The 23739-nt window shown below is 33.9% G+C and carries 20 protein-coding genes; 2 read left to right on the top strand and 18 right to left on the bottom strand.

Translation table 11 applies throughout. The annotated features are described in order from the left end of the window. Nucleotides 1-163 precede the first annotated feature (163 nt). Nucleotides 164-1528 (top strand): capsule assembly Wzi family protein, encoded by a 1365-nt coding sequence (locus AACZ92_RS05680; protein ID WP_339698185.1) that lies wholly within the window; start codon nucleotides 164-166, stop codon nucleotides 1526-1528. Here AACZ92_RS05680 and AACZ92_RS05675 read toward each other — a convergent pair. The 16 genes from AACZ92_RS05675 to lysA all read right to left on the bottom strand — a co-directional run bounded on the left by AACZ92_RS05675 (nucleotide 1525) and on the right by lysA (nucleotide 19347). After that, nucleotides 1525-2136, bottom strand: coding sequence for a sugar transferase (locus tag AACZ92_RS05675; protein WP_339698182.1), 612 nt, complete (start codon nucleotides 2134-2136; stop codon nucleotides 1525-1527). The two genes, AACZ92_RS05680 and AACZ92_RS05675, sit on opposite strands and share 4 nt — an antisense overlap. 20 nt (nucleotides 2137-2156) lie before the next feature. Further along, nucleotides 2157-3062 carry a DMT family transporter gene (locus tag AACZ92_RS05670; RefSeq protein ID WP_339698179.1) on the bottom strand — a complete coding sequence of 302 codons (906 nt, stop codon included), beginning with the start codon at nucleotides 3060-3062 and terminating at the stop codon, nucleotides 2157-2159. A gap of 433 nt (nucleotides 3063-3495) precedes the next feature. Next, the gene (locus tag AACZ92_RS05665) at nucleotides 3496-4134 is read right to left on the bottom strand and encodes an acetyltransferase (protein ID WP_339698177.1); all 639 of its coding nucleotides are present in this window, start codon (nucleotides 4132-4134) and stop codon (nucleotides 3496-3498) included. Then, nucleotides 4127-4732, bottom strand: coding sequence for a sugar transferase (locus AACZ92_RS05660; RefSeq protein ID WP_339698174.1), 606 nt, complete (start codon nucleotides 4730-4732; stop codon nucleotides 4127-4129). The genes AACZ92_RS05665 and AACZ92_RS05660 overlap by 8 nt, the downstream gene beginning before the upstream one ends. Then, the gene (locus tag AACZ92_RS05655) at nucleotides 4725-5966 is read right to left on the bottom strand and encodes a glycosyltransferase family 4 protein (protein WP_339698171.1); all 1242 of its coding nucleotides are present in this window, start codon (nucleotides 5964-5966) and stop codon (nucleotides 4725-4727) included. The genes AACZ92_RS05660 and AACZ92_RS05655 overlap by 8 nt, the downstream gene beginning before the upstream one ends. Next, entirely contained in the window at nucleotides 5963-7861 is a 1899-nt protein-coding gene (locus AACZ92_RS05650) for a heparinase II/III family protein (RefSeq protein ID WP_339698168.1), read from the bottom strand. Before AACZ92_RS05650 ends, AACZ92_RS05655 begins: the two co-directional genes overlap by 4 nt. A 65-nt stretch (nucleotides 7862-7926) precedes the next feature. Further along, the gene (locus tag AACZ92_RS05645) at nucleotides 7927-9078 is read right to left on the bottom strand and encodes a glycosyltransferase family 4 protein (RefSeq protein WP_339698165.1); all 1152 of its coding nucleotides are present in this window, start codon (nucleotides 9076-9078) and stop codon (nucleotides 7927-7929) included. A gap of 92 nt (nucleotides 9079-9170) precedes the next feature. Next, nucleotides 9171-10064 (bottom strand): hypothetical protein, encoded by an 894-nt coding sequence (locus AACZ92_RS05640; protein WP_339698162.1) that lies wholly within the window; start codon nucleotides 10062-10064, stop codon nucleotides 9171-9173. Further along, nucleotides 10048-11274 carry an O-antigen ligase family protein gene (locus AACZ92_RS05635; RefSeq protein ID WP_339698159.1) on the bottom strand — a complete coding sequence of 409 codons (1227 nt, stop codon included), beginning with the start codon at nucleotides 11272-11274 and terminating at the stop codon, nucleotides 10048-10050. Before AACZ92_RS05635 ends, AACZ92_RS05640 begins: the two co-directional genes overlap by 17 nt. Next, on the bottom strand, nucleotides 11268-12620 hold the full coding sequence (locus AACZ92_RS05630; RefSeq protein ID WP_339698156.1) for an oligosaccharide flippase family protein: 1353 nt from the start codon (nucleotides 12618-12620) through the stop codon (nucleotides 11268-11270). Before AACZ92_RS05630 ends, AACZ92_RS05635 begins: the two co-directional genes overlap by 7 nt. A gap of 5 nt (nucleotides 12621-12625) precedes the next feature. After that, nucleotides 12626-13837 (bottom strand): UDP-N-acetyl-D-mannosamine dehydrogenase, encoded by a 1212-nt coding sequence (gene wecC, locus AACZ92_RS05625; RefSeq protein ID WP_339698153.1) that lies wholly within the window; start codon nucleotides 13835-13837, stop codon nucleotides 12626-12628. Between the two features lie 6 nt (nucleotides 13838-13843). Next, a complete protein-coding gene (wecB, locus tag AACZ92_RS05620) occupies nucleotides 13844-14965 on the bottom strand; it encodes a UDP-N-acetylglucosamine 2-epimerase (non-hydrolyzing) (RefSeq protein ID WP_339698150.1) in 1122 nt (373 codons plus the stop codon). A 3-nt stretch (nucleotides 14966-14968) separates the two neighbouring features. After that, on the bottom strand, nucleotides 14969-16330 hold the full coding sequence (locus tag AACZ92_RS05615; protein ID WP_339698146.1) for a nucleotide sugar dehydrogenase: 1362 nt from the start codon (nucleotides 16328-16330) through the stop codon (nucleotides 14969-14971). A gap of 86 nt (nucleotides 16331-16416) precedes the next feature. Continuing rightward, nucleotides 16417-16791: a four helix bundle protein gene (locus AACZ92_RS05610; protein ID WP_339698142.1), complete on the bottom strand. Its 375-nt coding sequence runs from the start codon at nucleotides 16789-16791 to the stop codon at nucleotides 16417-16419. 67 nt (nucleotides 16792-16858) lie between these two features. Then, nucleotides 16859-17842 carry an SDR family oxidoreductase gene (locus AACZ92_RS05605; RefSeq protein WP_339698139.1) on the bottom strand — a complete coding sequence of 328 codons (984 nt, stop codon included), beginning with the start codon at nucleotides 17840-17842 and terminating at the stop codon, nucleotides 16859-16861. A 299-nt stretch (nucleotides 17843-18141) separates the two neighbouring features. Then, nucleotides 18142-19347, bottom strand: a complete 1206-nt coding sequence (lysA, locus tag AACZ92_RS05600; protein ID WP_339698136.1) for a diaminopimelate decarboxylase — start codon at nucleotides 19345-19347, stop codon at nucleotides 18142-18144. A gap of 297 nt (nucleotides 19348-19644) precedes the next feature. On the opposite strand from lysA, the gene AACZ92_RS05595 reads away from it, so the two are divergent. After that, nucleotides 19645-20838, top strand: coding sequence for a DegT/DnrJ/EryC1/StrS family aminotransferase (locus AACZ92_RS05595; RefSeq protein ID WP_339698133.1), 1194 nt, complete (start codon nucleotides 19645-19647; stop codon nucleotides 20836-20838). A 165-nt stretch (nucleotides 20839-21003) separates the two neighbouring features. On the opposite strand, the gene ribB is transcribed toward AACZ92_RS05595, so the two are convergent. Together ribB and AACZ92_RS05585 are read right to left on the bottom strand one after the other, a co-directional pair. Beyond that, nucleotides 21004-22152 carry a 3,4-dihydroxy-2-butanone-4-phosphate synthase gene (ribB, locus tag AACZ92_RS05590; protein ID WP_339698130.1) on the bottom strand — a complete coding sequence of 383 codons (1149 nt, stop codon included), beginning with the start codon at nucleotides 22150-22152 and terminating at the stop codon, nucleotides 21004-21006. Between the two features lie 87 nt (nucleotides 22153-22239). Continuing rightward, entirely contained in the window at nucleotides 22240-23688 is a 1449-nt protein-coding gene (locus tag AACZ92_RS05585; RefSeq protein WP_339698127.1) for an LptF/LptG family permease, read from the bottom strand. Between the last annotated feature and the right edge of the window lie 51 nt (nucleotides 23689-23739).

The following is a 23739-nucleotide window of genomic DNA, read 5'->3' as shown; positions in this document are numbered from 1 at the left end:
GAGACTCTTTATTTCGCTACCTTTCTTTTTAAGTGACATATACCCTTTTTTAATTTTAATAATTATAAATACTTTTCATTGGCTTCAAACCTTTATTTTTGTCTTGCTAGTATTTTGACATTTAAGAACAACATCTTTAATTAGTGTAGTAGCTATTTTTTATATGGGTATAAAACAAAAACTTTTCTTTATTGCCATCCTTTTAATGATATCTATTTCAGGAACTGCACAAAATTTGGAAATAAATTCTTCTGTTTCGGCTTCTGGTTACCTATCTACTGAAGGCGAACTCCCTTTTTGGATGGTTGTAAATCAAAATGGAGGGCTATCATCACAAACAGATGGCTTATTTGAAGGAGCTACAAAAGGACAGTATTTTTTATCTGAAAATAATAAAGCTAGTTTTACCGCTGGAGTAAGTTTTTTTTTAAGAAATGGAGTAGAAGATAAGCTACAAAGAAACGAGTTGTACCTTCAGTTTGAAAATTCATGGGTAAGAGCCACACTTGGCGCCAAAAACCCAACCGATCGATTTCAAGGTCTTTCCACTGTAAACGACAACTTCTTATTGTCTGGAAATGCAAGGGCAATTCCTGGTGTTTTATTGGAAACGGCTACACCTATTTCAATTTTTAAAAACATAAATATAGAAGGTGCCATTGGTCATTATGAAATGAATGACGACCGTTTTGTAAAAGATGCGATGCTTCATTATAAAAGATTATACGTCAATTGGCAATTAGGAGCTAAAAGCAAAATTACATTAGGGGTAGAACATTACGCACAATGGGGCGGAACTTCACCCACCCGTGGAAAACAGCCTTCGGGTTTTACAGATTTTATCGATATCTTTTTTGCTAGAGGAGGAGGAGAGGATGCTTTTTCGGGAGATCAACAAAATGCTTTAGGGAACCATTTGGGAATATATAATTTAGAGTATAATTACCATGATGATATTGGAACTTTTAAATTGTATCACCAACATCCCTTTGAAGATGGTTCAGGCACTGCTTTAAAAAATTTTCCTGATGGAACTTGGGGATTTTACTTTAAACCGAACAAAGAAGAATATAGTAGTTTTCTTGATGGTATTTTGATAGAGTATGTGCAAACAACCGATCAAAGTGGTATTACCTCAGAGAGAATTGGTGCCGATAATTATTTCAATAATGGAACTTATAATTCAGGATGGACTTATGAAAATACAGTTATTGGATTACCATTGATCACTCCAATTCCAAGAAATCAATCTATAGGATTTTTTTTTAACAACCGGGCACGAGCAATTCATATTGGTTTGTCAGCTTCTCTTAAAAAATGGTCTTTTCTTACAAAACATACCTATTCCGAAAATACTGGTTCATATGCAGTACCTTTAGAAACCAAACAAAAGAGCTTTTACAGTATACTGAATACGACATATTCTCTTGAAAAATATGGTAGTCTGTCTTTAATTGTTGGATTTGATTATAGTAACCTGACTCCTGAAAAGTATGGGACAGGGCTTACATATAGTTATGAGTTTTAAAGAGAGATTGTCCCGCCAAAGAACGTTTTAACTAGAATTTCAAAATCTAATTGTTGTCTATACTTTTTAATGTACAGTTTATTCAATCTCACCTTTTCTGGCCAAATAACTTCCCGGTTATAGCGTTCTGGATTTTTTTGATTGGCCAAAAGTTCCTCTTCTTTCCTAAAAGTTAAGGTAGCAAGGCCTGTAATCCCCGGACGTATGCTTAATATAATACGATCCTCTCCTGTTAATTGATCTGCGAACCCAGAAACATCAGGGCGAGGGCCAACCAGACTCATATCACCTTTTAGAACATTCCATAATTGTGGTAATTCATCTAGTTTGGTACGGCGGAGAAATTGACCAAACTTAGTGATACGCGGATCTTTGCTAGAAGTTACCGTTGTGTCCAGTCCTTCGACATTCTTCATCGTCCTTATTTTCCACATGGTAAAGGGTATTCCGTTTTGACCAATGCGGGTACTGCAATAAAGACCATTTTTTCTAGTGCTTATACGTGCCAAAACAAGCCCAAGTAGCAATAAAGGTGATACAATAAGTAAGCCGGTAGATGACAGTACCAAGTCTAGAATGCGTTTGATATATTTTTGAGATGAGGTCAAATTCAGTTATAAAAAATAGGTTATTTGTTAGACTTCGTAAAACGCAATTGTTTAAAACTTACCTTGTCAAAAACCAGTCCGCCTACGATAAGGAAAAGACCGATTATGGTTGGAAGCTGGATAGCTTCTTCCAACACAAAATAGATGACTACCAACGACAAAAAGGGCACCAAATACACCAAATTACTCACTTTGGCCGCAGTGATCGACTTTTTAAGGGCAATAGACCAGATAACAAAAGTGATTCCCATTTCGAATAGGCCAACATACACTGCATTTAGCCAAGTTTTAACGTTGATAAAAACGACTTCTGAAGTGAAGAGCAAGGCAATCACAATATATACAAACCCGAAGCAAAAATTAAAGAAAAGTTTGCTTAACTCGTCGCGCTCGTCTTTGATGTTAAAAATCCAGAATAAGGCCCAGATGATAGCCGATGCGAGACCCAAAAGAACACCTTCCTCACGGGTAAACGATAAGTTAATTAGGTTACCACCGGTAGCGATAATAAGTACCCCTATAAAACTAATACCAATAGCCATTATATTTTTTATACTTATTTTTTGTTTAAGCAAGGGTACTGCTAATAAACTGAGCATAATGGGCCAAGTATAATTCAGCGCTTGCGCTTCTTGGGCAGGTAATAAATCGTAGGTTTTAAACAAAACGATATAATACAAAAATGGATTTACCGCGCCATAAAAAGCCGACTTCAGAATAGCTTTTGGAGGGAGTTTAGCCAGGTTTCGGTATTTCTTGGTCACCAACATGAGTATACTCAAGGCCATCAAAGCCGTGGCCGAAGACCAAAACAGCAATTGTAAAAAGCTATAGCTTTGCAAAGCTATTTTCATGCTAGTTGCTACTGTACTCCATAAAAGCACAGCAATCCCCGCATACATATAGGCTTGTTTTTGATTTTTCATGTAAGCTCTTATTTCAAAGCTTAAATGTAAATTGATAAAAAGGCATGTCCAAGGTATTTCAAGGAAATTTTCAAGGAGGAGTTTTGCTTGGTTAGTCTAGTACAGTCGGTGGCCTCGATACAATCCCGATTTACATCGGGGCCACTCGGAAACCTTTGGTTCGTCTTCTGCAGCTAGTATCCTTGATACGAATTTAAAAATTATTATGCGCTTTTAAATTCATCTGCTTAAAATACGGCAGGCAGGCTCTGACAACTTTGACTTTGCTTTTAGATAGACCACATCTAGTTCTTTGATTGGCACCTGATAGAAGGGGTGCGGTATACCGAGCCTGTCGAAGCGTATCGAAAGGTCAGTTTTGAAAAAGCAATACACCAAGGTTACTTAGCGATAGTCACTGAGCGGAGTTGAAGTGAGCCGAAGGATGATTTCACTAATTATACCTAATAATCCTTCCAGGGTTTCCAACAACAACAGCTCCATCAGGAACATCTTTAATTATTACTGCACCAGCGCCAATCATTGTTTTCTTCCCAACATTACTTACACCTGTCATTAAAATAGAACCGATTCCAAAATAAGCTTGTTCTTTTATATTTATAGACGCACCTATATTAACTCCTTGTGAAAAAAAACAACCTTTCTCAATAATTACGTGATGAGCTATATTTACTCCCATACTTATCATAGAATAATCAGATATAGAAGTAAATGGCATTATATTGGTAGAAGGTAAAATATAAACTCCGTTACCAATAGATACGGAGTGATGTATCAAAGTTTCTGAATGTATAAAACTTGGTGTAGAAAAACCTTCTTGATTAATCTTTTCAAGCAAAGACACTCTTATTTGATTATTTCCAATAGGTACAAATACTGAAATAGTGCGATCTAATTTTGAAAATAAGAACTCAGAATTTCCTAAAATAGGATACTTACTAACCTTTTTTCCAATTAACAAGGGGTTATCATCGATAAAACCCAAGACGTTGTATTGATCTTTCAAATAAGATGCATAAACCTCTCCATAGGTTCCAGCGCCATAAATAACACATTTTTCCATATTATTCATCCCCTTTAAAAGGTTTCATAGTTAAGGTTTTTGAACTATTAACATCTTTTGACTGGAAAACTTTTTTAATTGTTAAAACAAAAATTTTAACATCTAGAGTTAAACTTAGGTTTTCTACATACCAAACATCAAATTTAAACTTTTCTTTCCAAGAAATTGCATTACGACCATTTACCTGAGCCCAACCCGTAATACCTGGACGTACTTCGTGTCGTTTTTTTTGTGTTTTATTATATAGTGGTAAATAATGCACTCGAAGTGGCCTAGGACCTATTAGGCTCATATCACCTTTTAAAACATTTAAAAGTTGAGGAATCTCATCCAATGAAGTTTTTCTAATAAAAGATCCTATTTTTGTTAATCTGTGCTGATCGGGAAGTAAGTTGCCATTATTATCTGTTTTATCGTTCATGGTTTTGAATTTGATAATACTGAAAATTTTTTCATTCTTACCAGGTCTTTCTTGAAGAAAGAAAGGTTTCCCATTATTTGCAATGAAAAGTCCAACAGCTATAATTAAAAAAAATGGACTAAAAATTAGTAATCCAAGAAAAGCTACAATAAAGTCAAATAAAATTTTCAGGGTGTTTTTATACATCAGCAATTTTTTTTAGATTCTGCAAATAACTATTGGCCAAAACAGATCTATCAAAATTATCTTTGGCATAACGATACCCATTTTCACCTAATCTTTTTAGCTCTTCCGGATTTAGTTGCCGGTATAAGTTAATTTTATCAACAAAGTCATTTGAGTTTTCAGGTTCTACAAATACTCCACAGTCAGCCGTTTCAACTAGTTCTTTTGACACACCGTCAATCGCAAGTAGAATAGGTTTTTTGCAAGACATGTAATCAAATGTTTTATTAGAATAAATAGTTTTAAAAGTATCATTTTTTATGAGAACTGAAGCCCCCATATCACTAGAAATAACAAATTTAAGCGCTTCTTGTTTTGGAACAGGGTCAAAAAATACAACGTTCTGAATGTTTTCATCTTGTACTCTTGAGACAAGTTCTTCTTTTTTCATACCATCACCAATTAAAACAAAGAGTACATTCGAATCTTTTAATAATATTGCAGTATCTATAATTTGATGTAATCCATTTGCTAAACCATGGGCGCCAATATAGGTAATAACAAATTTATCTTCCCAGCCTCTATCTATTCTAAATTTAGAGCTATCAAAGTCATTGATTAACTTTTCGGACATTTCAAAATCAGCTGCATTTGGGATCATAATCAGCTTCTCTTCCGGTATGTTTTTATTATGTATCAACTTCTCATGAAAAGCTGGAGTTAGTACATTAATAAGGGTTGCTTTTTTATAAATAAATTTTTCAAACCAATACGCAAACTTAATGATTATCTTGTTTTTTAGAACACCGGTATCGATAGCAGATTCTGGCCATAAATCACGTACTTCAAAAACAAACGGTACACGTTTAAATACAGAAATTAAATAAGCGATAATACCTACAAATAATGGAGGACTCGTCACCAAAACTAAATCATATTTTCCTTTTATCTTAAATAAACCGGCATAAGTCCCAGAAAAGACAAAGGAAAAATAAGCCCAAAGTCTTCCTAAAAAATTCGAGTTGTAAGATTCAGAAACATTACACCGCCAAACAGTAATCCCTTTCTGTTCTCGTTTTGTTACAAAGTTACCCCTATATTCCTTTTTCTTCTTTTTTGATTGTCCGTCGAGATCTCCTGCAATAACCGTAATATCATGCCCTTTCTCATGCCAGATTCTGGCCATTTCGTTGAAACGAGCACCACCAGTTACATCCAGCTCCTTAAAATATTGATGGATTATTAATAGTTTCATTTATTTAATTTAATTAGTGTTGTGAAACCATTGCCTTTCGTTTTAAAACTAAGCCTAATGGAATTCTGCTTTTTTCCGTAATAACTAGAATATGATTTAACCTCTCTTATAGGTTGTAAAGTATTACCTTCAAAATCTTTACTTGTTATAGTAACAAAATGTTCAAAATCCGGATTTATCTGCCAATATTGGGTAAGTTCAAGGTTATTGGTGTTTTTTATTTTGTCTTCAATACTCCATATTGTTTGATTGTCAATTTTTTGAACACTTCGGGTATGATATATATTTCTTTTGATTTGTCTAAATGCACGTATGGTTCCTTGAAATTTAAATTTTGATGCGTCTTTTTGTAACGTAGCAGCAGCATTTTTAACCCAATAATACCATATAAACCGACTACCTTTTAACATTTGATCTTCACCATTTACTGAAACGGTATTATGACCTTCGACTCCTCTAAAAAATGCTATATTCTTTTTTGTAGTATTATATTTAAACGAACCTGTGTCCCAAAGTATGTTTTCTCCTTTATACCAAAGATCAAAATGTAAGTTATCTGATTGGTTTGGTCTGCTCTTATATACTCCGCATCTAAAAAATGAGAAAGATTCTTGGTCTCTAAACATATAATAACCTCCTTTTTCAAATGAAGAGATTTGCTTTTTTTCTAATATTGCCAATAAATTAAACTTACTAACTACAGAACCAAACCATTTTTTTTCTTCAACTATCTCTTTACTTTTAAACAAATCCTTTTCTGTCAATATGGAATGCAACGTATTTAATTGGCTTCGGTAATCCCTGTATTCTGTGTTTGTTAATGGAAAAAATAGCGCGCCATCATTTGAGCCTTGATTGGGGAGGTGGCCAGAGGAATCCATCATACATTGATAAAGAAAGTTTACCGATTTGTATGCTTTATTATAAACGTTTTTAGAAAACGGTTTTTTATGAATTTCTGTTAAGGAAAGTCCGAGAGAAAGAAGTTGTATAACTACACGATGGTAATTCATAGAAAATTGTAGAAAAGTTCCATCCTTGTATATTTGATAATCTATTTCTTGCTCGAACCACTTACGACCATCTTTTGCCCATTTTTTTGATTCAGGGAAAAATGGAAATAATAATTCTGCCAATGATAGCATCAATGTTTCGGTAATAGCGTGATTATTCCTAACAGCAATTCTTGAAAAATGAATGTTTTGACGAACATGGTGCAATTGCCAATAGATACTGTTCATTATAATCGCAAAACGTGCTTCAGTTAATTGAGGTGATTCTTTGTAGTAATAAAGGGCAAATGTCCAGTTAATGATTCGCAAACTCATTTCTTGGCTACACACATAATTGGGGCCTTGATTAATTGGATTTTTAGCTATAAAGTCTTCAATTTCTGAGAATACAAATTTAGATTGATCTTCTTGAAAATGGTAATCAAACCGAATAAGATCGTATAAATAAGAAAAACGAGCTTTTTCCCATACAAATTTTATATCTCCTGTTTCTTCTGAAAAGCTCTGTATCTCAGACCAATGTTTTTCTATATTATATTGATATCCAGTTTCTGGGTTGGTAATCCAGTCATAATTTATTCCCAAATCAAATGTTTGGCTACTGAAGAATTTAATTTTTCCCAATTTTATCTTTTTCACAGTATCTTTCAAAATAGGGTAGGAGGTCTTCTCTAACTCTTTAATGTTTTTTCCCTGAAAAAAAAAGGGAGGTGTGTTAGTGCGCCATTCTTTAAGTGTTATAAAGGTTTTAAATGTGGGACTCGTAGGGAATTTTGTTTTTAAAATGCCTGTTTTAGCGTTGAATAAATATTCAATCCTGAATAGAACGTAACGGAAGCCCATATTCTGAAAAAAATCAAGTATCCGTAATAAGTTTTTCATAAAGAAATTTATTCAAGTATATTTTTTATTTAAAATTTATTAGACAATTTTTGAAAGTAGCATATTTAATTCTTTAAACTATACTGAACTGCGTTGCAAAAATGCTGATAATAATTGTCAAAATGATAAATACCTGTAATCTTTTCAAAGGATTGTCTTCCCATCTCTTTTCTAATCTTTTCATTAGTATATAAATACGAAACTTTTTCAAGTAAAATTTCTTCATTTAAATTTTCAAGAATAAATCCATTAGTATCATCAATGAGGTCATGTTCAGTGCCATCTGCAATACCAGTAATTACTGGTAATTTATTTAGCATAGCTTCGCAAATTGCTAAACCTCCTAGTCCTGGTAAAACCATAATATCACAATACTGTAATATACTACTTGCACCTTTATTTATACGTCCGTGAAAAACTACTTGTTTAGCGACACCAATTTTAGTGGTTTTATTTTTTATTTCTTCTAAATATTCTCCATCTCCGATAACATGTAAACGTCCTATATTGTTATACTTTTTGTTGAACTGTGAGAGTACATTAATTAATACATCTAAATTTTTAGACTTGGTTATTGAACCTATAAAACATATATTAAAGTAATTTTGAAAAGAATAATTTACTGTATTATTTTGATATTCTTTAATTTCCTTCAGTTTTTTATTTGTATCCAAAACGTTTACACCTATAAAAATTTTTTCTTTAGGAATACCGTTTGAAATAAAGTAATTTTCACCTTGTGTACTGTACGTGAAAATTGCATCACTCCTTCTTTCTATAAAAATCTCCCATTTTTTTACTTGCCTTCTTATGCCTTTAAATTGGCGGTTTTTTAATTTTCCTAAACTCCACCAGATAAATTTTTTACCAAATAACTTTGCATAGAGAAATGCAATCGATGCGTTTATTAAAGAAGACGAACCTTCAGAAAAAATTACTTTTGGATTTGCAATAATTAATCTAAAAAACAAAAAAGGATAAAAAGGCATTGCTCCTTTACTATTATTGGTTTTAAATGGTAATCTAATTGTAAAAAACTTTTTACTTTTGATGTTGGTATGTGAAAATGAGGTGTTTTTTAATTTTGTATTAGGTATACCAGCTCCATAAAAAAGATCGAAATCAAAAAGATCATCTTCTGCAATTTTTTCATAAAATGGCAGTCGGTAGTGCATAATAACTTGATAAAGTACTACTAGTTTCGTTTTTTTAGGCATATTTTTTTAGAAAAGATTCAATTCTATGTTTGAAAAAACATTTTAAAAGTATTCACTTTGTTAGCTTTGATAAAATTAAATTAATTAATAACTCAATTTTTTAAATGTTGAGTGTAGGTTTTTAATATTGTACTATTTTTTAAATCAATACTTTCATTTAAATGAGTGGCGGATTGCACATTTTTTTTAAAGCTTTTTTTTGAAGATTCCCACCATACTACTCCATCTACTTTACAATTATATGGTGAAATGTAATTTTTTATGTGTTCTAAATATCTAGACATTTCATTTTTACCTAATAATTCACCACCAAACATTTTGTTATTAGTACTTACGATATACCATACGAAAGGAATGACTTTCTTGTCTAAGCGATCTGCATAACTAAAGGCAGTATCTAGGTTTTTATTCCAATAAATGTTATTGGCTTTTTCTCCTTTTTCTTTATCGGGATACAAAACATATAACGAAGGGAATATATAGTCTACTTCTGAAAGTATTGCATCCAATTTTGTACCAACATTCCACTTAGTTTGAGATTTGTAATATGTTCTATAAGGAAGACCATAAATACCTAACTTAACATTAGGTCTACGTATACGTATAAAGTTGATCAATTTTTTAAACTCTTGAATTGCTTCTTTATATTTTCTGTGAGTAACGTCATAATTCCTTATATTGTCATAATAACGATTTTCTAAATTAACACATAAAACGCCTTCGTCGTTTGGTTTAGGAAATAGCTTTTTTAAATGTTTGTCAACACTCTCTAAATTTATTGTTCCTTTTTTGTGAGGGTCGATCATATATCCTCCTAGAAGTTTGATTTCAGAAAGATAAGGTTGCTCATTAATAAAAGACTTGCCCTCTTCAGAATATCGACTTTTGAATACATAAATATTAAAATCGCTTTTCTGATATTGAGAATAAGAAAAACAATAAAATAATAAAAAAGGTATAATAATTATTTTACACATATTTTTCATGAATGCTTTTTTTTAAAGAATAATCTGTTGCTAATACTAATGCCATAGATGTCCAAAACCATGAAGCATTATAAATAGCTCCTGAAAACATATTTTGAACAAAAGATTGGATAAAAATTACGGCTACCCATATTAATTCTTTATGATTTTTAAATATAGATAAGCATGATTTCCATGTCTTAAAAATTAAAACAAAAAAAGGAATAAACCCCACAATTCCAGTAGCTTGTAAAACCTCAAACAAAATATTATGAGGGTATAATGGGTAATTTTTTACTTTCAAGGAATCACCAAAAATTGGATTATTCTTGAACTGGTTAAAAGATCGTTCCCAAATTGATAATCTCGATGCTGAACTATTGCCTTGTTCAATAGCTTCAGAAATACTTAAAAAGCGATCTAACAACCCACTTTTTAATGTATTATCTAAATAAACAAATAACAAAAGACAAATAATTAACACAGTAAAACTTTTTAAAAAAAAACTTGCCCCTTTGCCTGAAAAAAAATATATAATAAAAGGCACAAAAACTGCAACCAATGACCCTCTTGAAGCACCTAGAAAAAATGGAATTACACTCAAAAAAATAACAATAAGCATTAAAAAACGTTTACGAAAAGAAACAGAATTTGTTAACAAATAAAAGCTTAATACCCCTATAGTTAAGGCTGAACAATAAGATAAAGTTAAAGGAGAGATTATAGCTTCTCCTACAATACCACTCGCCAATCTACCTACGTTGCCTATAAATTGTTTATATGATAATATCGTTAATATAGAAAAAACAGCACCGCCAATAAGAAAACTGTTAAAAATAATGTTTAATCTTTTTAATGTTATTTGTTGAAAAACAATACCCATAAATGGAAATACACAAAATGCTATAAAATATAGGAAAACATCCAAAATAGACATATAATAATTGATCCCTCTAAGATATTCAATCAGTAGGCGAAAACTAAAAACTAAAAAAAAGAATAAAGACCATTTTATCCCACTACTTTCTCTTAAGTTTTCTCTATTTTTCCATAAGAGTATTAATAGCATTCCTATTATAAATAACCTTAAGGGAATTGTTATTTTTCGAGATAACTCACTCATTCCAGCATCAAATAATACTAGTAAAATTGTAAAATAACCCAAAAAGGTCAGGAAAAATATTCCGAAAAATAAAATAATGTTTGAATTATTTAACTTTTTCTTTAACATTCAATTTTTTTGCTTTTAAGTTTATAAAAGTAAATATAGGTCAAAAAGAAGATTATTATTATAGCTATAAAGTAAAAGTTTAGTTTATAATAAACACACAACGACAGTATCCCTCCAAAAATAAAAACCTCTAAAAGCTCACCATTAAACTTGTACTTATTAGCCATAAATACAAATAAGAATGCTTGAATTATATAAGATATGAGAGTAGTAAACACAGCGGCATAAATGCCGTAAATAGGGATAAAGTAAACGTTTAACCCTATATTAATAGACGCACTAACAATGGACATAACGGCGATTGGGAGTGATCTTTTATCATAAATCATAGTATAGTTAGACTTGAGGTAATAGGGGTATATTAAAAATGCAATGGCAATAAGTGGTATGTATTTAAAAACCAACGTGTAACTTTCGTCATAAAAATAGGGTAAAACATAATTTGATGCCAATGTAATTAAAATATATGCAAGCAAACCAAAACCTATTGAAATCAACAAAAATTTATTTAATATCTGTTTTCGTTGGGCGTCCCGCTTTTCTTTATAAATCATAGGCTCCAAAAAAACTGATATACCTACAAACGCAAAAATCATGGTCGAACCAAATGAATAGGCTAATGTATAGAGCCCCACCTCATTTAAAGACATATAACGTTCTAAAATAAACTTATCTGCATTTCCTAACAAATTTCCTGCTACACCGTGAAACATAAAAGGCCAAGAAAAAGCGAATAGGGACAAAAATGTTTTTTTGCTGAAAGTTGGTTGTTCATTGTCGGTACGTTGGGTTCTAAATAAAATGTTTGCTGTAATAGCTGCAATAATAGCTCCCACTACGTAACCCAAGTAATGCTGGGAAATAAAAACACATAAAAGTACCAAAGTGAATTTACACCCTTGGATAAACAGCCTGCCCTTAAAGTACTTTTTATGGTTTTCCTCGACTCGGAGCATATTCAAGGTAATAAGGTTAGTGCCCTGAAAATAAATAAGTACTACAACCAATATAAGATCGGGAAATAAATGTAAACCAAAAAAAGTTTTATATCCTGCTCCGTATAAAATTGATATAATTATGATTAAAAATAAGTGCGTCCATAATGCCGAAGAGAAAATAGTTTTTTTAAAACCAGTATACTTTGATTTTTCCCCATAAAAACGTAAAACGGCACGTTCAAAGCCAAGAAGTGAAATCAAAGGAATCACCATTTCTATAGAAACTAAAAGCCCTACTTTTCCATAATCTGTAGTAGACAATAGTAAAGGCAGCAAAAGGATTGTTAGTTTATTTAACCCTTTTGCTATCCCTTCAATAAAACCGTAAGAAAATATTTTCTTAAGCAAGACATTTATTTATTTCTAACTCCACAAAAATCCAACACAATTTGATCTTCTTTAAAAGATAGATTTTTGAACTCAGTATGTGACACTAAAAGCACAACAATATCAGCTTTCTGTACCGCTTCTTTATAATCTGTTAATTTAAAAACCTGATGGTCCTCAATATTGGGTTCTACAATATAATAGTTTTCATCACGGGCATCTTGCAATACTTTTTGTACAATGTATTTGGCAGGAGATTCCCGTAAATCGTCTATATTAGGCTTAAAAGCCAATCCCATCAGAGCAACACTCGGCTTACGCCCGTTTTTAATATGAAAGTCCTGCTTTGCTTTTTTAACTTGCTCAGCAACCCAAAAGGACTTATAATTATTTATTTCTCGGGCTTTACCAATTATTTGGGATTCCAAGGGAAACTCTGAGACAATAAAATAAGGATCTACTGCAATACAATGCCCACCAACCCCACAACCGGGTTGCAAAATATTTACTCTAGGATGTTTATTGGCAAGTTTTATTAATTCCCATACATTAATATCTGCCTTGTTACAAATAAGCGATAATTCGTTAGCAAAGGCAATTTGGACGTCCCGACTTGAATTTTCCGTGAGTTTACACATTTCAGCAGTCCGAGCATTGGTTTCGTGTAGCTCTCCTTTCACAAATTGTTTATAAAAATCAATTGCTTTTAGTGTGGAATTCTTATCAACCCCACCAATTACACGGTCATTGTGTACCAATTCATGCATTACATTTCCGGGCAATACACGTTCCGGGCAATACGCAATGTGAATTTTATTGGTAAGTTCTGGTCGTTTTGTATAAATGAGATCGCGCATTTTTTCTGTTGTCCCAACTGGAGATGTAGATTCTATAATATACAAATCGCCCTCTTTTAATAGTGGTAAGATTCCGTTGGTTGCTGCTTCAACATAGGAAATGTCTGGTTCATGGTTCCCTTTAAAAGGGGTGGGCACTACAATTAAATAGGTGTCAGCTTCAATAGGTGTTATGTCAGCTTTAAGGTAACTGTTTTCGACCGCCTTAGCAACTACAGCATCAAGGTCAGGCTCTACAATATGTATTTTTCCTTTGTTTATGGTTTCCACCACCTTTTGATTAAGGTCAACTCCGTGAACAGGGATTTTGTTGTCTGCGATAAGTGCCGAAGTAGGCAAGCCTATATACCCAAGGCCAATGGTTGTAACTTTATTTTCCATCTTGTATTAATTGTCTAATTTTTTTAAAAACGCAACGATATGCTTACAGGCTTTTCCGTCTCCATACGGATTGTGTAAGGTGCTCATTGCATTAAATCTATCTTTATTGGTTAAAAGGTCAAGCGTTTCATCAACAATAAGTTTCTGGTTTGTACCAACCAGTATTACCGTTCCGGCATCTACTGCTTCTGGGCGTTCTGTTGTGTCTCGCATAACGAGAACAGGCTTCCCTAAACTAGGGGCTTCTTCCTGAACGCCGCCACTATCTGTTATTATTATTTTGGAACGATTCATCAACCAAATAAAGTCTTGATAAGCCAATGGATCAATCAATTTAATGTTAGATACATTTTTTAAGATACGGTTAACAGGTTCTTGTACTTTAGGGTTTAAGTGTACGGGGTATACAATGGTGGTTTTGGGTCTGCTTTCAGCAATTTCCTTTAAAGCATTACAAATACGGATAAACCCATCTCCGTGATTTTCCCTACGATGCCCAGTAACCAAAATAACTTCATCGGAGCCTAATTGTTTTTTTAAGTCTTTTATCAAATTGCTTGGATTTTCATTGACTTTATCGACACTTTGTAACAAGGCATCGATTACTGTGTTTCCTGTTACCAAAATGGATTCTTTTGACACACTTTCTGAAATCAAGTTGTTTTTTGATGTTTCAGTAGGAGCAAAGTGATAATCGGAAACCCTTCCGGTTATCTGGCGGTTAATTTCCTCTGGAAAAGGAGACCATTTATTATGTGTACGTAATCCAGCCTCAACGTGACACACCTTAGCACCGCTATAAAAGGAAGCTATGCTTCCAGCCATAGTAGTGGTGGTATCTCCATGAACGCAGACGTAATTTGGTTTAAACTCTTCTAATACTGGTTTTAAACCTAAAATTATATCTCCGGTGAGGCCATATAGGTTTTGGCCAGGTTTCATCAGGTCCAAATCGTAATCGGGTACGATATCGAAAAAATCTAATACCTGATCCAACATTTCCCGGTGTTGTGCTGTTACACATACCTTGATTTCAAATGTATTTGAGTTTTTTTGAAACTCTTTTACAAGTGGGGCCATTTTTATGGCTTCTGGCCTTGTGCCAAAAAGGATAAGTACTTTTTTCATGTTCTATAACTTAGCTTGAGCTTTATTTTTTAAAATACCCTTCACATCATAAACAACGGTATTCTTATTTTTCAACCGTTCCAAATCCAATTCTAAAAACTGGTTGTGGGCAACAGTAAGTACAATAGCATCATAATTACCAGTAGGACAATTTTTTATGGTGTTTAAACCATATTCCTGTTGTACCTCCTCTGGGTCGGCCCATGGATCGTAAATGGTCAGCTTTGTTTCATATTCTTTTAACTGTTTAATAACATCGACTACTTTTGTATTTCGCACATCAGGGCAATTTTCCTTAAATGTAATCCCTAATACTAGAATATTGGCATTCTTAATTTTTAAATTGTTACGAAGCATTAATTTTATAACTTCACTAGCTACGTACTGTCCCATACTATCATTCATACGGCGTCCAGCCAAAATGATTTCAGGGTGATAGCCCAACTCTTGTGCTTTTTGAGCCAAATAGTAAGGGTCGACCCCTATGCAGTGCCCGCCAACTAAACCGGGTTTAAAGGGTAAAAAGTTCCATTTTGTTCCGGCGGCTTCCAAAACGGCGTGGGTATCAATATTCATCATATTGAAAATTTTTGCTAATTCATTAACAAAAGCAATGTTGATGTCGCGTTGTGAGTTTTCAATTACCTTAGCAGCTTCGGCTACTTTGATAGTAGGGGCGAGGTGAGTACCTGCAGTAATAACTGAGGCATACAATGTATCAATTTGTTTCCCAATTTCAGGAGTGGAGCCAGAAGTGACTTTTAATATTTTATCTACTGTGTGTTCTTTGTCTCCTGGATTAATACGTTCTGGAGAGTAGCCCGCATAAAAATCTTTATTGAAAGTAAGACCAGAAGTTTGTTCTAAAACGGGAATACATTCTTCTTCGGTTGCACCAGGATATACAGTAGATTCGTAAATTACAATAGCTCCTTTTTTAAGAATACTTCCTACTGTTTCACTTGCTTTAATAAGTGGCGTTAAAACGGGACGGTTATTTTTGTCTACAGGAGTGGGGACAGTAATAATAAAATAAGTACAGTCTTCTAGGTCTTCAGAATTAGTAGTACAAAAAAGCCCAGCTTTTTCTTTATTATTATGTGTTGGGTTTTTTGAAACAAGAACTTCTTGAAGAATATCATCCTCAACCTCTAAGGTGCTATCTCGACCAGTCATTAGCTCATTTACACGTGCTTGATTAATGTCAAATCCTACAACAGCATATTTTGTTGCAAAAAGTCTGGCTAAGGGCAAGCCAACATAGCCTAAACCGATGACTGCAATCTTAACTTGGGGACTAGGTGACTGGGAGTTTTGGAGATTGGAAGATGATGCTTTATCAGAATTATTATTTTCTATTTCCATGTTGCTTATAAAAAGATGTTTAGCGGAATGCAAAACTAATTATTGAGGTTGTATTTACCTATTTATTTCTTGATTTGTATTTTGATTTAAAGCGTCCATTTTTCTGGGTGAATAATCATATTGACTACCATGCCCAAAATGTGATCGTACTTTTTAAAAAGTTCTGAATGGACTTCATTTTCTATATAGTCACAGGCCTGAGCGTAATCTAACCAGGTTTGTGTTTCTGCCGCTTCACCTTCTACATCCGAAAGTTTAGTTATAAATGCTTTTTCATACCTTCGTTTGCGCCAAGCTTCAGCCAAATTTCCTGAAACGGAGCGGGATGATCTTCGTATTTGGTCAGTCAGCGAAAACCGTTCTTCTTTCGGAAAGGATTTGGTAGCATCAAAAATAAGCATACCAGCCTCAAACGAAAGCTGATAGACCTTCAAGTCTTTATGTGTTTTAATACTACCCATATCAGTTTGTTTTATAATTCCAAATCTCCCAGTCACCCAGTCTTCCGGTCTCCTAGTCATCAAACATTTACAAATGCTCCCAATACCAATCCACCGCTTCTTGTAAACCTTCTTTGAACACGTGGGTAGGATTGTAGTTTAAGTTTTGTTTTGCTTTATTTATAGATGCTAATGAATGCGGAATATCTCCTTTTCTGTTAGGACCATGTTCTATTGCTACATCAGCTATTTTAGAATCGTAAACAGATAAATAAGTGCGTAAATCTTCCGCCATAGATTTAATAGTAGTTCTGTCTCCTACAGCGGTGTTATATACTTCATTCAAAGCTTTTTGATTATCGGTTGTAATAGCCAATAAATTCATTTGTACCACATTGTCTATATACGTAAAATCACGTGAAAAAGTTCCATCCCCATTAATAGTAGGGCTTTCGTGATTCATAAATTGAATAACAAACTTTGGTATCACGGCGGCATAAGCTCCATTAGGGTCTTGCCTTCTTCCAAATACATTAAAATAGCGTAACCCGATGGTATCTAAATTATACGTCCGTTTGAAGTTGTCAGCATATAATTCGTTAACATATTTTGTAATGGCATAGGGAGACAATGGCTTTCCGATAACCTCTTCTACTTTCGGAAGATTTTCAGAATCACCATAAGTAGAGGAACTAGCCGCGTATACAAAGCGCTTTACGTTATTATCACGAGCCGCGACAAGCATGTTTAAAAAACCAGAAACATTTACATCATTGCTGGTAATAGGATCTTCTATAGAACGAGGAACAGACCCTAATGCAGCTTCGTGTAAAATAAAGTCTACACCTTTACATGCCTCTTGACAGGTTTTTAAGTCTCTAATGTCACCTTCTATTAGATGGAAGTTTTCTTGTGATAGAAAAGGAGCTATATTCTTTTTGTGTCCCGTTGCAAAATTGTCTAAACAGATAACAGAGCTTCCAATTTTTAATAGGGCTTCACATAAATTGGAGCCTATAAAACCTGCTCCTCCTGTAACTAAAACAGTTTTGTATTTGAGTGAATTAAACATATTAGGTTGTTATTGTATAGTATTCAAGTATACTTTGGGGAGAAAGTATTTTTTAAAATTTTTGCAAATATACAATTCATTTACGTCTATCAACTCTAATAATACCTTATTCTTATGTTTTAAATCACTTCTTTCTAAATAAAAACCCCAAAGGCAACCAAAGAAAAATAAATAGGTACCACCCGGTAATAAGTCCGATTATGGTGACTAGTATTCCAATACTGATTAAAATCAATTGTAGTTTAGTGAGTTTCATATTCTGAAAAATAATAAAAAAGCCCCAACTAAGGGGCTGATTACTATAATTCAATTACCTGTTGGTTGGAAAGGATATCTTCAAACGTTTCCCTTTTTCTAATCAAATGCGCTTTTCCTTTGTACCAAAGTACTTCGGCTGGGCGATATCTTGAATTGTAATTGCTCGCCATAGAAAAACAATACGCCCCAGCATTACTGAACGCCAAAATATCGCCTTCGCGAATCTCTGAAATTCTCCTATTATTTGCAAACGTGTCAGTTTCACATATATACCCAACCACACTGTAAAAACGCTCTTTCCCTTTAGGGTTTGATACATTTTCAATCTCGTGCTGCGATCCGTATAACATGGGTCGTATTAAATGGTTAAACCCGCTATCTACCTGTGCAAAAACGGTAGAGGTAGTTTGCTTCACTACGTTTACTTGTACTAAAAATTTACCAGCTTCACTTACCAGAAATTTACCAGGTTCAAAAGCTAGGGTTAATTCCTTCCCGTAGTCTTTGCAAAACTCATTAAAGCGCTTGCTTAGTTTTTTTCCTAATTCTGAAACATCTGTTTCAATATCATCTTTTTTATAGGGTACTTTAAATCCGCTACCAAAGTCAATAAATTCTAGGTTTTTGAAGTGCTTAGCGGTTTCAAATAAAATTTCAGCAGCATATAAAAATACTTCAATATCTAGAATATCACTACCCGTGTGCATATGGATACCGTTAATAGTCATGGCTGTATTTTCAACAATACGTTCCATCAAGGGCAATTGGTGAATCGAAATTCCGAATTTACTATCTATATGGCCCACAGAAATATTGGTGTTTCCACCTGCCATAACGTGTGGATTAATACGAATACACACCGGGATCGTTGGGTGCTTCGTTCCAAATTGTTCTAAAATGGAAAGGTTATCAATATTGATTTGCACACCCAATTTTGCGGCAATTTCAATTTCTTCTAAGGAGACGCCGTTTGGCGTGTAAATAATATTCTTTGGGTCTACACCAGCTTCTATACCTAAACGCACTTCTTGAATGGAAACGGTGTCCAAACCACTACCTAAGGAGCTAAGCAGTTTTAAAACTGAAATATTAGACAAGGCTTTTACAGCATAATGAATCTTCACCTTCTTAACCTGTTTAAAAGAATTTGTTAGCGTTTTATACTGTTTTTTTATAGTATCAGCATCATATACATAAACTGGGCTTCCAAACTCTTGCGCTACGGCTAAAAGGTCTTGATTTGTCATAATCTTAGTTTTAAAAAAATTAAAGGTTAAAAAAGTTGCTAAAATTAATAGGAATAAGCGAGTTAACTACTAATAAAATGGTAAAATTTAAAAAGAAGTAAAAGAATGCTCCATAGATACTCCATAGATACTCCATAGATACTCCATAGATAGTTCATTGTTTTGTAGGAAATCAATAGTAAATTCTTACAAATTATAACAGTAAAAAAGGACTACTTAAATAAACATAAACACCGCATACTTCACTTGCAACTTCAAAAGGCAAGTCCTACCTTTGTTTACAAGAAAAAACAAACTATGCCTGGATTTGAAGTATTTGGTGCTGAAGAGCGCAAACAAGTGAATGACGTATTAGAGAGTGGTGTATTAATGCGCTATGGTTTTGATGGAATGAGAAATGGCCATTGGAAAGCGAAGCAATTTGAAACAACATTTGCTCAACGAATGCAAAGCGCGCATTGCCAGCTAGTCTCAAGCGGAACTTCTGCTTTAACTGTAGCATTAGCTTCTGCCGGAGTAGGAGCCGGAGATGAAGTAATTATGCCCACCTTTACATTTGTTGCTAGTTTTGAATCAATAATGATGTTAGGGGCTGTTCCGGTATTAGTAGATATTGACGATACACTAACATTAGATCCAAAAGCTGTAGAAAATGCTATCACTCCAAAAACAAAATGTATTATGCCAGTACATATGTGCGGTTCTATGGCAGATTTATGGGCACTGAAACAAATATGTGATAAACATAACTTACTGCTATTAGAAGATGCCTGCCAAGCTATTGGCGGCACTTTTGAAGGAAAGCCATTAGGTAGTTATGGTGATTTAGGATGTTTTTCATTTGATTATGTGAAAACAATTACATGTGGCGAAGGTGGTGCTGTAATTACAAATTCTGAGAAATATGCTGTTAATGCCGATCAATATCAAGATCACGGTCACGATCACGTAGGTACTGATCGCGGTGCTGAAACACATCCGCATTTGGGCTATAACTTTCGTATTTCTGAATTAAATGCAGCCGTAGGGATCGCGCAATTAGATAAGTTAGATGCTATTCTTGCTACTCAAAAAAAGAATTATACTATTATTCGAGAGGTATTAGAAACAATTAAAGGAGTAACCTTTAGACGTGTTCCGGAAGGTGGAGAAGAAAATTATTCCTTTTTAAACTTCTTTTTACCTTCTGAAGCAGTAGCCACAAAAGCACACAAAGCATTATCTGAAAGTGGGGTAGAAGCTTGTTTTTACTGGTACACCAATAATTGGCATTATATAAACGGTTGGGAACACCTTCGTAACTTAAAATCTTTGGCGCTACTTTCTTCTGAAATTAAAAATCAAATTCAAGATTTAAACAATACCGACTTTTCAAAAAGTGATGCGTGGATGAGCCGTACCATTTCTTCTTTAATAAAAATAGGATGGACCGAAGCCGAAGTTAAAAATAGGGCAGAGGCTATGAAAAAGGCGATACAGTCGGTGCTTTAATAGTGCGTTGTCATTTCGAAGGAGGAACAACTGAGAAACCCCATTTGAGTAAACAGCCATAATTTTAAATAAAAAGTAAATATAGAAAAGGAGGTGTGTGTGATTTCTCCTATCGTCGAAATGACTAAGGCTGCATTTTAAATGGAAGCATATGAGTCTTACATTTTAATAATTCACATATTCGATAATCTCTAGTCCATAACCAATCATCCCAACACGCTTAGTCTGTTCACTGTTAGAGATTAAGCGTAATTTATGAATTCCTAAATCGTGCAATATTTGGGCGCCAATGCCAAAATCTTTATTGTCCATTTTAATACGTGGTGCTTTTGATACATCGTCATCGCTTTGATTGTCTTTCAATTCTTTTAATCGATTTAAAAGATTAAGCGATTGGCTCTGCTGATTTATAAATACAATAGCACCTTTTTCTGCGTTATTGATGACATTAAACATATCATCCAATTTCTTTTCGGCATTATTAGTTAAAGCCGCTAATATATCACTGTTTACCAAAGTCGCATTTACACGCACAGGAACAGGTTCATTTTCTTTCCAACTTCCTTTGGTAAGAGCGATATGCACTTGATCGTTGGTGGTTTGTTTATACGCTCGTAGTCGGTATTTACCAAACTTGGTATTAATATCAAAGTCTTCCTTTTTTTCAATTAAAGAATCGTGCTCCATTCGGTATGCAACCAAATCTTCAATAGAAATTAATTTAAGGTCGAATTTTTGTGCTACCTCCACTAATTGTGGAAGCCTGGCCATGGTTCCATCTTCATTTAAGATTTCAACCAAAATACCTGCTGGCTCTAATCCAGCCAATCGTGCTAAATCGATAGCGGCTTCGGTATGTCCAGTTCTTCTTAGAACACCACCTTCTTTGGCACGCAACGGGAAAATGTGTCCTGGTCTTCCTAAATCATTAGGTTTTGTTTCTTTATTAACTAACGATTGTATGGTTTTGGATCTATCGTGTACCGAAATTCCGGTAGTACAACCGTGACCAATTAAATCTACAGAAACCGTAAACTGTGTGTGGTGTAAAACAGTATTATTCTCCACCATCATGTTTAAGCTTAATTCGTTACAGCGTTCTTCGGTTAAAGGCGCACAAATAAGACCTCGACCGTGTGTGGCCATAAAGTTGATCATTTCAGGTGTTACCATTTCAGCTGCAGCGATAAAATCGCCTTCATTTTCACGATTTTCATCATCAACAACGATTACAACCTTACCATTTTTAATATCTTCAATGGCTTCTTTAATAGTATTTAACTGTATAGTGGTTTCTTTTTCCGTAGGAATCATAGCGTTTAATTATGGATGCAAAGATACGTAATGCGAGCTAAATGAAAGAAGTTTTATAGAAAGACAGTTTTGAAATATAATAAAAGTTTATTCTTCTTTTTCCTCTTTCTTTTTAAACAGCTTACCAATTCGTTGTAGAAAAGAATCAATATCCACGATGCCTTGATCTGTGGTAGCTCTATACGTAAGCCAAATACTCAAGGGGAACATAATTGCCGTACTAAGCCATGTAGCAATAAACGGATGCATGGTACCATCTTCAGCGCTATTTTTGGCAAAAATACCTATAAAGTGATACGTTAAAAATAGAAGAACAGCTACCACCATAGGCAACCCCATTCCTCCTTTTCTAATAATGGCACCTAAGGGGGCGCCAACGAAAAAGAGAATGATACAAGCTACGCCTAAGACATACTTTTCGTGAAAAGCTATCTCAAATTTATTGAGTCGTTTCGATTTTACGAAAAAGTCCCTTTTTTTAGCCTCTACAGATTGTATAGTTCCCCGAGAATTATTGATAGCAAGATCTAAAATACGGACCTTTTCGGATGTATTAAAAATATCTAAAATAGTATTGATCGTATCAGTATCTATTTCTTTTCGGTCTAACGATGTGTGATGAGTGCCAAACTTTGAAATACCACTTCTAAAATACATATTGTTTGAAAAAGACTTCACATCGGCATTATAACTTCCAGATAACGAATCAAGCTCCACAACCAATTCGCCAGTGGTGTACATATTTTCATTATTGTAGTTGTTGTCTTTGTCGAAATCTGCATTGTTAAGCTCGGTGAGATCAATATTTATGATGTATTCTTTAAACTCACTTTTGGCGAAAGGCTCTCTTTTTTGGTCTTTTATATCTTTAACCTGTACATCTTCATAATAATTACCATCGTTTAAGATTAAGGAAAGGGTATTGCTGCCTTCTTCGCTAGCTAGCTCGCCCGTGTCTGCAATAATAACCGTATAATTTCCGTTGGGTTTATCGTTATTTTTTTTGTGAATAACGACGTTGTCTAAAAACTGATCTTGATCACCACTCTTCTTTGCAACCTTAATATTGAAATTATCAATTTGGTTGAACTGCCCTTCGGTAACTACCATAGAAGGTTTTGTTTGCGCAATGTTTCGCCGTAAATTTTGCCATTTATATTCTGAATAAGGAATAACATTATTGGCAAAGAAAAAAGCAGTTATCGATAGTATGGCTATAAACACCATAAGCACCCGCATGGACCTCTGTAGTGAGATTCCTGTAGATTTCATAGCGGCAAATTCATACTTTTCAGCAAAGCTTCCGAAAACCATTAAAGACGTCACTAAAACGGTGAGTGGTAATACTAATGGAATTAATCGTGGAGAAACGTACCAAAGAAACTTGAGCACAATCCAGACATCAAGATCTTTACCTGCTAGTTCTGAAATGTATAACCAAATGGTTTGCAGTACAAAGATGAACATTAAAATAATGAAAACGCTCAAGAACGTTTTCAAATAGGTAGTTAAAATGTATCTGTCTAAAATCTTCATTTGGCTACAAAAATAACATAATAAAGATGATTGTGATTATGCTTAATCAAA

Origin of the sequence: uncultured Marixanthomonas sp. (assembly GCF_963974425.1) — a bacterium.
Classification (GTDB): Bacteria; Bacteroidota; Bacteroidia; order Flavobacteriales; family Flavobacteriaceae; genus Marixanthomonas.
This window is presented reverse-complemented; position numbering and strand designations above follow the sequence as displayed.

Coding starts and splice junctions, on each gene's coding strand:
- AACZ92_RS05635 (WP_339698159.1), bottom strand. CDS start 11,274: ATGTTAAAGAAAAAGTTAAATAATTCAAACATTATTTTATTTTTCGGA.
- ribB (WP_339698130.1), bottom strand. CDS start 22,152: ATGATTCCTACGGAAAAAGAAACCACTATACAGTTAAATACTATTAAA.
- AACZ92_RS05610 (WP_339698142.1), bottom strand. CDS start 16,791: ATGGGTAGTATTAAAACACATAAAGACTTGAAGGTCTATCAGCTTTCG.
- AACZ92_RS05650 (WP_339698168.1), bottom strand. CDS start 7,861: ATGAAAAACTTATTACGGATACTTGATTTTTTTCAGAATATGGGCTTC.
- lysA (WP_339698136.1), bottom strand. CDS start 19,347: ATGACAAATCAAGACCTTTTAGCCGTAGCGCAAGAGTTTGGAAGCCCA.
- AACZ92_RS05615 (WP_339698146.1), bottom strand. CDS start 16,330: ATGGAAATAGAAAATAATAATTCTGATAAAGCATCATCTTCCAATCTC.
- wecB (WP_339698150.1), bottom strand. CDS start 14,965: ATGAAAAAAGTACTTATCCTTTTTGGCACAAGGCCAGAAGCCATAAAA.
- AACZ92_RS05660 (WP_339698174.1), bottom strand. CDS start 4,732: ATGTATAAAAACACCCTGAAAATTTTATTTGACTTTATTGTAGCTTTT.
- AACZ92_RS05605 (WP_339698139.1), bottom strand. CDS start 17,842: ATGTTTAATTCACTCAAATACAAAACTGTTTTAGTTACAGGAGGAGCA.
- AACZ92_RS05640 (WP_339698162.1), bottom strand. CDS start 10,064: ATGAAAAATATGTGTAAAATAATTATTATACCTTTTTTATTATTTTAT.
- AACZ92_RS05595 (WP_339698133.1), top strand. CDS start 19,645: ATGCCTGGATTTGAAGTATTTGGTGCTGAAGAGCGCAAACAAGTGAAT.
- AACZ92_RS05670 (WP_339698179.1), bottom strand. CDS start 3,062: ATGAAAAATCAAAAACAAGCCTATATGTATGCGGGGATTGCTGTGCTT.
- AACZ92_RS05645 (WP_339698165.1), bottom strand. CDS start 9,078: ATGCCTAAAAAAACGAAACTAGTAGTACTTTATCAAGTTATTATGCAC.
- AACZ92_RS05665 (WP_339698177.1), bottom strand. CDS start 4,134: ATGAATAATATGGAAAAATGTGTTATTTATGGCGCTGGAACCTATGGA.
- AACZ92_RS05680 (WP_339698185.1), top strand. CDS start 164: ATGGGTATAAAACAAAAACTTTTCTTTATTGCCATCCTTTTAATGATA.
- AACZ92_RS05655 (WP_339698171.1), bottom strand. CDS start 5,966: ATGAAACTATTAATAATCCATCAATATTTTAAGGAGCTGGATGTAACT.
- wecC (WP_339698153.1), bottom strand. CDS start 13,837: ATGGAAAATAAAGTTACAACCATTGGCCTTGGGTATATAGGCTTGCCT.
- AACZ92_RS05585 (WP_339698127.1), bottom strand. CDS start 23,688: ATGAAGATTTTAGACAGATACATTTTAACTACCTATTTGAAAACGTTC.